Genomic DNA, 12,579 nt, shown 5'->3' with positions numbered 1-12,579 from the left:
CGCGCGCTGTTCGGCGTCGCCCCTATAAATCCACCCGGAAACGCAGGCTCTCGGCCCCTCCATAGGCCGCGTCTTCCAAAAACCGCTCTAAAAGCATGCCGCCATTGGCAAGGATCACCTTGTGGGAGGCAACGTTGTCAGGCTGGGCGGTGATCTCGACATAATCGAGCCCCCTCGCCCGCGCTTCGTCCAGCATCAGCGCGAGCGCGCGGGTGGCGTAGCCGTGACCGCGCTTCCACGGCACGATCGCATAGCCGATATGCCCCAGCACATGGGACGGCAGCGCCGACGTGCCCTCCTGCCAGCGAAAACCGATGGAGCCGGCCACTTCACCGTCCCAGATGAAGCGTCGATAGCCCGGCAGACGCGGCACCGTAGTGCCATCCGGAAGAGTGAGCGCAGGCCCCTTGGCTTCGGGATCGTCGAGGCTTTCGATAAAGGCAAGCGGATCGGCCGCAATCGCCGCAAGATGCTCGCGCGCCGTCACCTCCGGCTGCACATTGTCCGGCGACCAGCCGCGCTGAAGTGCATCCACATAGGAAGGCAGATGTTCGAGCGCGGGTTTTACCAGCTCTATCGTCATGGCTTGTCCATTGGCCGCCCATACGGCGGGCAGCTATTGCAGCGACGCCTTGACGAGCGCGCTGGCCCTGGTGAAATCCATCTGGCCGGTGTAGCGCTCCTTGAGCAGGGCCATCACCCGGCCCATGTCGCGCAGGCCCGCCGCGCCGGTTTCGGCGATCGCATCGGTCACGGCCTTTCTCACTGCGTCCTCGTCCATCTGCCTGGGCAGGAATTCGCGGATGATCTCGATTTCATCACGCTCCTGCTGGGCAAGCTCCAGCCGGTTGCCGTCTTCGAACGCCTTGGCCGATTCCTCGCGCTGCTTCACCATCTTGGCGAGAATCTGCAGGATGTCGTCATCGTTGACCGGGTCCTTGCCAGTGCCGCGATTGGAAATGTCGCGATCCTGGATGGCGGCGTTGACCAGCCGCAATGTCGAGATACGCAGCTTGTCCTGCGCCTTGAGCGCGTTTTTCAAAGCTTGGGCGATGGTCTCGCGCATGGCGTCAACTCCTGGGAACCGCGAGACAATAGATCACGATCCCCCTGGCCGGGAAAGATGTGTCCGCGTGCGCCCCGCGCAAAATTTCAATGACTTCCCGTTTCCAGACGGGACACCCGTCTAGGGGATTCGCGCCGAAAGTGGAATTCGGTTTTTCGGTTTACTCGATACTCAACCGGAGACCCGGTCGATGCGAAAGCAAATGTCTGCTTGCTCATATTGCGCTGCAAAATATTTCTTTGCAGACACTCGCCCTAACATTGACCCTGTGCGGCCCTTCGCCTATTGTCCGTGCCTTGCATGGACTTGTTTATGGGTATGCACGGGGATTTTGCGCGAATGCGCTGCACCCCGTGTTTTGTGCTGCGCGCTCGCCTTCGGATAGCTCCGCCTGGCAACAGCCGCATGCCGCCCGCCCGCTGACGAAGCCTGCCGCAACAAGATAGCAGATGGAGTAGCCGAGATGGCCACCAATACCGCCCCCTGGGCAACCGAAGTGCCGACCGCAATACTGGTTCTGGCCGACGGGACGGTCATCGAGGGCCGCGGCCTCGGCGCCACCGGCAGCGCGGTCGGCGAAGTGTGCTTCAACACCGCTCTGACCGGCTATCAGGAAATCCTCACCGATCCGTCCTATGCCGGTCAGATCATCACCTTCACCTTCCCGCATATCGGCAATATCGGCACCAACGACGAAGACAGCGAAGATCTGAACCCGGCCGCCCGCAATGGCGCGGTCGGCGTGGTGCTCAAGGCCGACGTGACCAACCCGTCAAACTACCGCGCCGCCGGCGACCTCGACCAATGGCTGAAGCGGCGCGGCGTCGTCGCCATCTCGGGCATCGACACGCGCGCCCTCACCGCTCTGATCCGCCAGAAGGGTGCAGCCAACGCCGTTATCGCGCACGCGTCCGATGGCAAGTTCGATCTGGAAGACCTCAAGGCGCGCGCTGCAGCGTGGTCGGGACTGGTCGGTCTCGATCTGGCTGGTGAAGTCACCTCGGGCCAGTCCTCGGTCTGGAAGGAGACCCCTTGGGTTTGGAACGAAGGCTATGGCGAGCAGGACGCGCCGTCCATGCATGTGGTGGCCGTGGATTATGGCGTGAAGCGCAGCATCCTGCGCCTCATTGCCGGCCTGGGCGCCAAGGTCACGGTCGTGCCGGCCAGCACCAGCGCCGAAGACATCCTCGCCATGAAGCCGGACGGCGTTTTCCTATCCAACGGCCCCGGCGATCCGGCTGCCACCGGCGAATATGCCGTGCCGGTGATCCAGGACCTGCTCAAGACCGACCTGCCCATCTTCGGCATCTGCCTCGGCCACCAGATGCTGGCGCTGGCCGTCGGCGGCAAGACCGAGAAGATGCATCAGGGCCACCACGGCGCCAACCATCCGGTGAAGGATCACACGACCGGCAAGGTCGAGATCGTGTCGATGAATCACGGCTTCGCGGTCGACTCCAAATCCCTGCCGGAAGGCGTTGAAGAGACTCACATTTCGTTGTTCGACGGCTCCAATTGTGGCATCGCGATCACCGGACGCCCGGTGTTTTCGGTGCAGCACCACCCCGAGGCCTCGCCCGGCCCGCAGGATTCCCACTATCTGTTCCGCCGCTTCGCCAACCTCATTCGTGCACGCAAGGGTGAGCCGGCGCTGGCCTGAAATCGCTCCGGCCGCTGCCAGAAGTTCAAAAAAAAGCCGCCTCTCGGGGCGGCTTTTTTGTCGGTTCAGGCTTCCGCCCGCTTCCGGGCAGTGCGCTCAAGGCTCACCGTTGAAGGTATCGCAATCCTGCAGCTTGCCGCTCTGGAAGCCGCGATTGAACCAGTTCATGCGCTGCGCCGAGGTACCGTGGTTGAAGCTGTCGGGGACGACATAACCCTGCGTGCGCCGCTGCAGCGTATCGTCGCCGATCTGCTTTGCGGCATTGAGCGCCTCTTCGAGGTCGCCCTGCTCAACCAGCCCTTTCTGCGCGGTAAAATGGCCCCAGATGCCGGCAAAGCAGTCGGCCTGCAATTCGACGCGCACCGACATCGCATTGGCGTCGGCTTCGCTCATCGACGGCCGCATCCGGTTGAATTTGGGCAGCACGCCGATGAGGTTCTGCACATGGTGGCCGACCTCGTGCGCCAGCACATAGGCCTGCGCGAAATCGCCAGAAGCACCGAACTGGCGGTCGAGCTGGTTGTAGAAGGACAGGTCGATATAGACCTTGCGGTCTTCCGGGCAATAGAACGGCCCCGCAGCCGACGAGGCATAGCCGCAGCCCGAACGCGTCTGGCCCGAAAACAGCACCAGCGTCGGCTCTTCATATTTCAGGCCATTGGCCTGGAAAATCCCGTTCCAGACGTCTTCGGTCTCCGCCAGGACAGTGGAAACAAACTGCTTCATCTCGTCATTGGACTGAGTGCCTTGCGTGACCTGCCCGCCACCGGGTCCGAGCGAGCCACTCTCGTCGAGGATCGCCAGCGGATCGATACCGCAGGCGCGCAGGACGAAGAACAGCACCACCAGGATGATCAGGCCCGACAGCCCGCCGCCGCCGGCCGCGCCACCGATGGGGATGCGAAAGCCCCCGCCCGGCCCCATGCCGCCGCCGAAGCCACCGCCTGCCCCCCGCTCGTCTTCCACGTTCTGACTTTGACGGCGACCTTTCCACAGCATGCGCGCAACCTCGTGCTCGTTCACGATCCGGCCGAAGCGGCCGTTGATATCAAATCGAAATCTATTCCAACGGTTGCATCAAGTCACAGGGTTTTTAGCGCCAGCACAAACCGCTCGCCCTGCACAGCTCTTCAGGCAAAGTTTCAGCGCTGCTTGGTCCCGGCGCTCTTTCCGTCCGAACTTTTGGCGCGTTCTTCGAAGCGCTCCGCTCCCTTCTTCATCTCGCTGCCCTTGCGGGCTTCTGTCTTGCGCTCATCGCCGGCAGCCGCCTGCCGCAAGCCCTTTGCCGCTTCCTTGCCCTTCCGCGTCGGTGCTTCCTTCACGCCCATGGTGTCGCTCCTTACCTGCATAGGAACACGCCAAAGCGTGACACGACCCCGCGTTCCACCGAAAAATCTTCGTTCCTCCCCTTGCGCTCACCTTGATGTCGCCCGATTTATATTGCTAATGATTTGCAATAGCGAATAATCCGCAAAGCCAGCAGAATGGATATTTCCAGCCAGACCGCCACCAAAACCGAAGATGGATGGCGCCAGCCACGCGGCGAAGCCTCCCTATCGGATGTACATCGCTCCATAGCGGTCCGAACAGGCGGCCCGACCTGGCGTCGGGCCATCGCTTTTATCGGCCCCGGCTATCTCGTCGCCGTTGGCTATATGGACCCCGGCAACTGGGCCACATCGCTCGCCGGCGGGTCGAAATTCGGCTACACGCTGCTGTTCGTCGCGCTGATTTCCAACATCATGGCGGTGGTGCTGCAGGCGCTGTGCGCACGCCTGGCCATCGGCTCGGGCCGGGACCTCGCCCAGGCATGCCGCGACGCCTACGGCAAGCAGGTTTCCTACGTTCTCTGGTTCCTGGCCGAGATCGCCATCATCGCCACCGACCTTGCCGAGGTCATCGGCACGGCCATCGGCCTCAATCTCATCTTCGGCATTCCGCTGGAAATCGGCGTCGTCATCACCGCGCTGGATGTCTTCCTGATCCTTTATCTGCAGCGGCTCGGCTTCCGCTGGGTGGAAGCCATGATCATCGCGCTGCTTGCCGTCATCGCCGCCTGTTTCGCCATCCAGATCGCGCTGGCCGATCCCGACTGGGGCAGTGTCATCCGCGGCTTTGCCCCCACCACCGAGCTTCTGACCAGTCCTGATATGCTGTATCTGGCGCTCGGCATCCTCGGCGCGACGGTCATGCCGCACAATCTCTACCTGCATTCGGGCATCGTGCAGACCAGAGACTACGGCCACACCACCCCGGAGAAGCGCGAGGCGCTGAAATTCGCCACGTGGGATTCCACCATCGCGCTGACCTTCGCGCTGATCATCAACGCCTCGATCCTGATCCTCGCCGCCTCCACCTTCCACCGGACCGGCCAGACCAATGTCGAGGATATCGCGCAGGCGCATGCGCTGCTCAGCCCCCTGCTCGGCCTTTCGGTCGCGCCGGTGCTGTTCGGCATCGCGCTGATCTGCTGCGGCATCAATTCCAGCGTCACGGCCACCCTTGCCGGTCAGATCGTCATGGAAGGTTTTCTGCACATGCGGCTGCCGCAATGGCTGCGCCGGCTCATCACACGCGCCATCGCCATCGTACCGGCAGCAGCCGTTACCATCTGGTATGGCGAGGCCGGCACGGCGCGCCTGCTCATCCTCAGCCAGGTGGTGCTCAGTCTCCAGCTTTCCTTCGCGGTATTCCCGCTGGTCATCTTCACCGCCAGCAAGACCAAGATGGGGCCGCTGGTGGCGCCGCGCTGGCTCACGGCCTTCGCCATGTTCATCGCCATCGTGATCGCGCTGCTGAACCTCAAGCTGATCTACGATTTCCTGCTGAGCTGATCCGGCAGGAAGAGGCCTGACCGAAACCGGTTCTTGCCGGATAAGCCGTGCGAACGAAATAACCGGAGCCGCGCATGTCGGGATCGCCTGCCTGCGCGCGTCCTCGAAACATTGCCGGACCTGAAGACGCCCGGCCCATTCGGGAGAGACATCATGAGAAGGATCGTAGCAGCCGTTTTCGTCAGCCTCGACAGCGTCATGCAGGCGCCGGGAGGCCCGCAGGAAGACCCCACCGGGGGCTTCCGCCATGAAGGCTGGGTCGCGCCCCATTTCGACGAAGCACTGTTCGGCGTCATGGGCAAGCTGTTCGAAAAGCCGTTCGACCTGCTTCTGGGACGCCGCACCTACGACATCTTCGCCGCCCACTGGCCCTACGTGAAGGATGATCCGATCGGCCCGATGTTCGATCGCGTGACCAAATACGTCGCCACCCATGATCCCGAAAGCCTCACCTGGCAGAACAGCGAATGGCTGGGCAAGGATGTTCCCGCGGCACTGCGCAAGCTCAGGCAGGACGATGGACCCGACCTGCTCATCCAGGGCTCCAGCGAACTCATTCAGGAACTGCTGGAACACGACCTGATCGACCGCTTCCAGCTTGTCGTCATTCCGGTCATTCTCGGCAACGGCAAGAAGTTGTTCGGCACCGGCGCCATGCCGGCAGCGCTCAAGCTGACCGATAGCCTGGTGACGCCCAAGGGCGTGATCGTCGCGGCCTACGAGCGCGCCGGCGAGGTCGAGACCGGCAATTTCGGGGCGGAACATCCAAGCGAGGCGGAACTGGAACGCCGGCGCGGACTGGCGGAAATGGAGCGACGGCGGAAGTCGGCGTGATCTGAACGCTCGACCTGCGCGCCCGCTGGATCAATTTTCGCAACCGAACCGTTCTTCGCCTTACGGCTTCTGCGACTTGCATTTCCTCGCCCTCACGAAATTGGGGAGAGGTGTCGAGGGCGAAGCCCGAAATGGAGAGGGATGTTGTCGATCTCACCAGACATTGGGACATCCCAGAGTTCAGCAATGTGGTGGGAAGCAGGTCGGCGGTTTTTGGCATGGAACACAGGTAAGCAGTCGTCCGGCTTATTCGTGAGGTACTGCTTCCTCGGGAGTTGGTCGCTTGTTGGCAACCGCCAAAGCGAGTCCGCCCAAAATCAGGATGACGCCTGCCGCAAACATTGGGCCGAGTTGGTCGCCAAAGATTGCCGACGCGGCGGCAATCCCGAAGACTGGCTGAAGATACTGGACGCTCGCCGCGACCCGCGCCGGAACGGTTCGCAGCAGATATAGCCACAGCAGCAGGCCCGCGACCGTCACCATGACGCCGAGATAGACGATTGCCCACATCGCCTGCATCGTGACCTGCACGGGCTCATGCGCCATTTCCCAACCGGCCAGAGGCAGGATTGCGACAAGACCAGCCAAGGCGTTCCATGCGGCTACGGGCAAGGTGCCATATTTCTCGGTAAGTTCAGCGCTCCAGATGTAGTAGAAGGCGATGGCGACGGCCGAAACGAGCATCCAGGCCACGCCGGTGGCTGTTGTTCTCGTCAAGTCGTCAACGCCCGATCCGCTTCCTGCCGCCACCAATGCAATTCCGGCGAAGGCCCCAAGCAGGCCGATCCACTGTCGCCCCGCAACGGGCTGTTTGAGGCGGATTGCCGCGAAAATCACGATGAAGATCGGGATCGTCGCCGAGATGATCGTTCCGGCCGATGCCGATGTGCCTCGCACGCCGAAGGATTGTGCGACATTGCCGAGCGTAATGCCCATCACACCGAGCGCGATGATACTTGGGATAGCTTGCCACGGCACGCGAAGCCGGCCCGCCGCCAGGATCATGAACAGAGGGACAGCGACAACGAAACGTATGGCGGTCAGCGTTATCGGCGGGATCGTTTCGAGGCCCAGCTTGGTGATCGGGATCGACAGACCCCACATGATCGCAAGCAATAGCATCGCGCCGATGCTCTTCGCGGACGGCGAGTGAGCAGCGAGAGCGGCAGGAGAGACGACTGCGGCGTCGGTAGCGTTCTGCGTCATGGTCTGCTTCGATTGATGTGATTGGCGAAAGCGTGCATCTGTGTCATGTCTAACGGCCGCTGAACCCCGCCGACAAACCATTTGTTCTCACATGATACGTGAAGACACATCACGCATAAGAACCCGATGTCCGACCAACTTCCTCCATTGCAAACGCTCCGGGCCTTCGAGGCGACCGGCCGAAGGCTGAGTATGACGCTGGCGGCGAAGGAACTGCACCTGACCCACGGCGCGGTTAGCCGCCAGATCAAGGCGCTGGAAGGCAGCCTGGGGGTTCAGCTTTTCAGCCGCCTGACCCGCAGGATCGAGCTGACAGAGGCGGGCTTATCCTTCTTCAGTGCCGTTACCCGTCTGCTTTCCGAACTCGCGCGCGAGGCGGAAAACGTGCGCCGCCGGAACGACGACAATCGCCTTGTCGTGAATTCGGGCGTCTCCTTCGCGAGCAAGTGGCTGACGTCGCGCCTGCACAGGCTGATGGCGCGCTATCCGGATTTCGATGTCCTTCTGGAAGTCGCTGACGCCCCGATTGATTTCGCCGCCGGTCATGTCGATGTCGCCCTGCGCTATGGTGCTGGCCAATATCCCGCGGCGGCGGCCGAGCGCATCATGAACGAGACCGTCTCTCCCGTTTGTACGCCAGACTATCGCGACCGCATGGGCGGGCTTTTGTCTCCGGCCGACCTGGGCGGATGCCAACTTATCCATGAAATCGGCATGACCACGACGTGGGAACGCTGGTTCTCGACGATGGGACTGCCTTATCCGAAGATGCGAGGTCCGGGCTACACACTCGGGAGCATGTCCATCGAAGCCGCGATTCGAGGGGAAGGCGTGGCGCTTGGGCGGAGCGTGCTGGTCGCCGAAGACATCGTGGCAGGCCGCCTCGTGAGCTTATTCCCGCAAGCCAAGCTGGACGTCGAATGGGGATATGATCTCGTCTACCGGACGGGTAATCAGGACGATCCAAAGGTCCGCGCGTTCAGAAATTGGATAACTGACGAAGTACGGAAGTTCACGATCGAGAGTGCTCTACAATGACCGCATTGGCGCGATGCGATCCTAATAAAAGTGCCTGCTTGGAGGTCGCAAGCAGCTTTCCCACACCAACGGCAACCCAAATCACACCAGCCTCGCCACACGTCCTGCAAGCGTCCAACAGCCGAAGCAGAGCTGCGATTTAGCCCTCTCCCTTGCCCGCATGGCTGCCATGCACAAAGGTCGCAAAGATTCCCGCATTTTCGGGGTTACAAGCGCGGCAGCATTTGCCTATAAGGCGCCCTTAGCCTGACAACAGACTCTGCACCCCACCGGCCGGGCATTCCCGCGCCGGGGTTTTGCGCAGAGCCAACGACGAATGGACCCCTGCCCATGCCAAAACGCACCGATATCAAATCCATCCTGATCATCGGCGCCGGTCCCATCGTTATCGGACAGGCCTGCGAATTCGACTATTCCGGCACCCAGGCCTGCAAGGCGCTGCGCGAGGAAGGCTACCGCGTCATCCTGGTCAACTCCAACCCGGCCACGATCATGACCGACCCGGAACTGGCCGACGCCACCTATATCGAGCCGATCACGCCCGAGGTCGTCGCCAAGATCATCGCCAGGGAACGCCCGGATGCGCTGCTGCCGACCATGGGCGGCCAGACCGCGCTCAACACCGCGCTGTCGCTGCGCCGCATGGGCGTGCTGGAGCGCTACAATGTCGAGATGATCGGCGCCGACGCCCATGCCATCGACAAGGCCGAGGACCGCGCCCTGTTCCGCGAGGCCATGGCCAAGATCGGGCTGGAAACGCCGAAGTCGATGTTGGCCAACGCCACCGAAGTGAAGGACGCCGACCGCAAGATGCACGAGGCCGAGCGCGCCGCCCTCAAGGCGTCGGGCGCCTCCGACACCGAGCTCGACGCGCTCGAAACCCAATGGAATCTCGGCGAAGGCGACCGCAAGCAGCGCTACGTCTCGCATGCCATGGGCGTAGCCGCGCAGGCGCTCGACGCGGTCGGCCTTCCGGCCATCATCCGCCCCTCCTTCACGCTCGGCGGCACCGGCGGCGGCATTGCCTTCAACCGCCAGGAATTCTTCGAGATCGTGCAGTCGGGCCTCGACGCCTCGCCGACCACGGAAGTGCTCATCGAGGAAAGCGTGCTGGGCTGGAAGGAGTATGAGATGGAGGTCGTCCGCGACAAGGCGGACAACTGCATCATCATCTGCTCCATCGAGAACATCGACCCGATGGGCGTCCACACCGGCGATTCCATCACGGTGGCCCCGGCGCTGACGCTGACCGACAAGGAATATCAGATCATGCGCAGCGCCTCGATCGCGGTGCTGCGCGAGATCGGCGTCGAGACCGGCGGCTCGAACGTCCAATTCGCCGTCAACCCCGACAATGGCCGCCTCGTCGTCATCGAGATGAACCCGCGCGTGTCGCGCTCCTCGGCGCTCGCTTCCAAGGCGACCGGCTTTCCCATCGCCAAGATCGCGGCCAAGCTTGCCGTCGGCTACACGCTGGACGAGCTGGACAACGACATCACCGGCGGCGCGACGCCCGCCTCCTTCGAGCCGAGCATCGATTATGTCGTAACGAAGATCCCGCGCTTCGCGTTTGAAAAATTCCCGGGCGCCGAGCCGACGCTCACCACCGCCATGAAGTCGGTGGGCGAGGTCATGGCCATCGGCCGCACCTTCCAGGAAAGCTTGCAGAAGGCGCTGCGCGGCCTCGAAACCGGCCTCACCGGCCTCGACGAGATCGAAATCCCCGGCATTGGCCAAGGAGGCAACCACAGCGACGACAAGAATGCCATCCGCGCAGCCCTTGGCACGCCCACGCCCGACCGCCTGCGCATGGTCGCCCAGGCCATCCGCATGGGCACCTCGCTGGAAGACGTGCACGCCATGTGCAAGATCGACCCGTGGTTCCTGGAACAGATCGCCGGCATCATCGCCATGGAACAGCGCATCCGCGAACACGGCCTGCCGGATGACGCGGTCAACCTGCGCATGCTGAAGGCCATGGGCTTCTCCGATGCCCGCCTCGCCTCACTCACCGGCAAGACTGCCAAGGAAGTCGCGCATCTGCGCAATTCGCTCGCCGTGCACCCGGTCTACAAGCGCATCGACACCTGCGCGGCCGAATTCGCCTCCCCCACCGCCTATATGTACTCGACCTACGAAGTGCCCTTCGCCGGCGCCCCCGCCAACGAGGCTGAGGTTTCCTCCGCCAAGAAGGTGGTGATCCTCGGCGGCGGCCCAAACCGCATCGGCCAGGGCATCGAGTTCGACTATTGCTGCTGCCACGCCTGCTTCGCGCTGGCCGAGGCCGGCTACGAATCGATCATGATCAACTGCAACCCGGAGACGGTCTCGACCGACTACGACACCTCCGACCGGCTCTATTTCGAGCCGCTGACGGCGGAAGACGTGATCGAGATCCTGAAGATGGAGCAGAGCCGCGGCGAGCTGGTCGGCGTGATCGTGCAGTTCGGCGGCCAGACCCCGCTGAAGCTGGCCGAAGCGCTGGAGAAGAACGGCATCCCCATCCTCGGCACCTCGCCCGACGCCATCGACCTCGCCGAAGACCGCGACCGCTTCCAGAAACTGCTGCAGAAGCTCGACCTCACCCAGCCGAAGAACGGCATCGCCTACTCGGTCGAGCAGGCGCGCACGGTGGCCGGCGAACTGGGCTTCCCGCTGGTGGTGCGCCCCTCCTACGTGCTCGGCGGCCGCGCCATGCAGATCATCCACGACGAAGGCATGCTGCAGACCTATCTGCTCGACACGGTACCTGAGCTGGTGCCCGAGGACATCAAGCAGAAATACCCGAACGACAAGACCGGCCAGATCAACACGCTTCTGGGCAAGAACCCGCTGCTGTTCGACACCTATCTCACCGGCGCCATCGAGGTGGACGTGGATTGCCTGTGCGACGGCGAAAACGTCTTCGTTTCCGGCATCATGGAGCACATCGAGGAGGCCGGCATCCACTCGGGCGACTCGGCCTGCTCGCTCCCCGTCCACTCACTGTCCGATGAGATCGTAGAGGAACTGGAGCGCCAGACGGCAGCGCTTGCCAAGGCGCTCAAGGTCGGCGGCCTGATGAACGTGCAATACGCGATCCAGGACGGCACCATCTATGTGCTGGAGGTGAACCCGCGCGCCAGCCGCACCGTGCCCTTCGTCGCCAAGACCGTGGGCAAGCCGATTGCCAAGGTCGCGGCCCGCATCATGGCCGGCGAGACGCTGGACAGCGCCTTCGCCAACTATGGCGACAAGCCCGACGCGCGCATGCCCGGCCACATCGCGGTCAAGGAAGCGGTGTTCCCCTTCGCGCGCTTCCCCGGCGTCGATACCCTGCTCGGGCCTGAAATGCGCTCCACCGGTGAGGTCATGGGCCTTGACCGCGACTATGCGCTGGCCTTCGCAAAGGCCCAGCTCGGCGCGGGTGTCGACCTGCCGCGCTCAGGCACCCTGTTCGTCTCGGTGCGCGACGACGACAAGGAAGGCGTGCTCGCACCCGTGAAGCGTCTTGCCGGGCTCGGCTTCAAGGTGCTGGCCACCGGCGGCACGCAGCGCTTCCTCGCCGAAAACGGCATCGAGGCGGAAAAGATCAACAAGGTTCTGGAAGGCCGCCCGCATATCGAGGACGCCATCCGCAACCGCCAGGTGCAGATCGTGTTCAACACGACCGACGGCCAGAAGGCCGTGTCGGACTCCAAGTCTCTCCGCCGCGCGACCCTGATGCAGAAGGTGCCCTACTACACCACGCTGGCCGGCATGGAGGCCGTGGCCGAGGCCATCGCCGCGCTGAAGGCGGGCAGCCTGGAAGTCAGGCCGCTGCAGGAGTATTTCTGAGCCTTTCCCCCCTTGCCCAGAGATCGGAGCAAGGGGGAAAGGTCAATATTGCGATCGCCTTGCCATTGACGAAGGGCACGGCGATCGCTAATCGGAACCCCGCGAGGGACGACCCTCACGCTAGC

10 protein-coding genes are annotated in these 12,579 nt (G+C 62.9%); 5 read left to right on the top strand and 5 right to left on the bottom strand.

Annotated elements, in window-relative coordinates; all coding sequences use genetic code 11:
• Positions 1 to 22 precede the first annotated feature (22 nt).
• Positions 23 to 583 carry a GNAT family N-acetyltransferase gene (locus tag C7441_RS16655; protein ID WP_109613837.1) on the bottom strand — a complete coding sequence of 187 codons (561 nt, stop codon included), beginning with the start codon at positions 581 to 583 and terminating at the stop codon, positions 23 to 25.
• 33 nt (positions 584 to 616) lie between these two features.
• A complete protein-coding gene (locus C7441_RS16650) occupies positions 617 to 1,066 on the bottom strand; it encodes a GatB/YqeY domain-containing protein (RefSeq protein ID WP_019171386.1) in 450 nt (149 codons plus the stop codon).
• Positions 1,067 to 1,529: 463 nt separating this feature from the next.
• Here C7441_RS16650 and carA point away from each other — a divergent pair, with 463 nt between their 5' ends.
• Entirely contained in the window at positions 1,530 to 2,726 is a 1,197-nt protein-coding gene (gene carA / locus C7441_RS16645; RefSeq protein WP_109613836.1) for a glutamine-hydrolyzing carbamoyl-phosphate synthase small subunit, read from the top strand.
• A gap of 96 nt (positions 2,727 to 2,822) precedes the next feature.
• On the opposite strand, the gene ypfJ is transcribed toward carA, so the two are convergent.
• Positions 2,823 to 3,725 carry a KPN_02809 family neutral zinc metallopeptidase gene (ypfJ, locus tag C7441_RS16640; RefSeq protein WP_109613923.1) on the bottom strand — a complete coding sequence of 301 codons (903 nt, stop codon included), beginning with the start codon at positions 3,723 to 3,725 and terminating at the stop codon, positions 2,823 to 2,825.
• Between the two features lie 143 nt (positions 3,726 to 3,868).
• The gene (locus C7441_RS16635) at positions 3,869 to 4,054 is read right to left on the bottom strand and encodes a hypothetical protein (protein WP_109613835.1); all 186 of its coding nucleotides are present in this window, start codon (positions 4,052 to 4,054) and stop codon (positions 3,869 to 3,871) included.
• A gap of 156 nt (positions 4,055 to 4,210) precedes the next feature.
• Between C7441_RS16635 and C7441_RS16630 the strand changes: the two genes are divergently transcribed.
• Both C7441_RS16630 and C7441_RS16625 read left to right on the top strand, forming a co-directional pair.
• On the top strand, positions 4,211 to 5,560 hold the full coding sequence (locus tag C7441_RS16630; protein WP_109613834.1) for an Nramp family divalent metal transporter: 1,350 nt from the start codon (positions 4,211 to 4,213) through the stop codon (positions 5,558 to 5,560).
• Positions 5,561 to 5,713: 153 nt separating this feature from the next.
• Positions 5,714 to 6,394: a dihydrofolate reductase family protein gene (locus C7441_RS16625; protein ID WP_109613833.1), complete on the top strand. Its 681-nt coding sequence runs from the start codon at positions 5,714 to 5,716 to the stop codon at positions 6,392 to 6,394.
• 246 nt (positions 6,395 to 6,640) lie between these two features.
• On the opposite strand, the gene C7441_RS16620 is transcribed toward C7441_RS16625, so the two are convergent.
• Positions 6,641 to 7,516 carry a DMT family transporter gene (locus C7441_RS16620; protein WP_170125168.1) on the bottom strand — a complete coding sequence of 292 codons (876 nt, stop codon included), beginning with the start codon at positions 7,514 to 7,516 and terminating at the stop codon, positions 6,641 to 6,643.
• A gap of 210 nt (positions 7,517 to 7,726) precedes the next feature.
• On the opposite strand from C7441_RS16620, the gene gcvA reads away from it, so the two are divergent.
• Together gcvA and carB are read left to right on the top strand one after the other, a co-directional pair.
• Entirely contained in the window at positions 7,727 to 8,638 is a 912-nt protein-coding gene (gene gcvA / locus C7441_RS16615) for a transcriptional regulator GcvA (RefSeq protein WP_109613831.1), read from the top strand.
• 330 nt (positions 8,639 to 8,968) lie between these two features.
• Positions 8,969 to 12,454 (top strand): carbamoyl-phosphate synthase large subunit, encoded by a 3,486-nt coding sequence (gene carB, locus C7441_RS16610; protein ID WP_109613830.1) that lies wholly within the window; start codon positions 8,969 to 8,971, stop codon positions 12,452 to 12,454.
• Positions 12,455 to 12,579 lie beyond the last annotated feature (125 nt).

This window comes from Pseudaminobacter salicylatoxidans, from assembly GCF_003148475.1.
Classification (GTDB): Bacteria; Pseudomonadota; Alphaproteobacteria; order Rhizobiales; family Rhizobiaceae; genus Pseudaminobacter; species Pseudaminobacter salicylatoxidans.
This window is presented reverse-complemented; position numbering and strand designations above follow the sequence as displayed.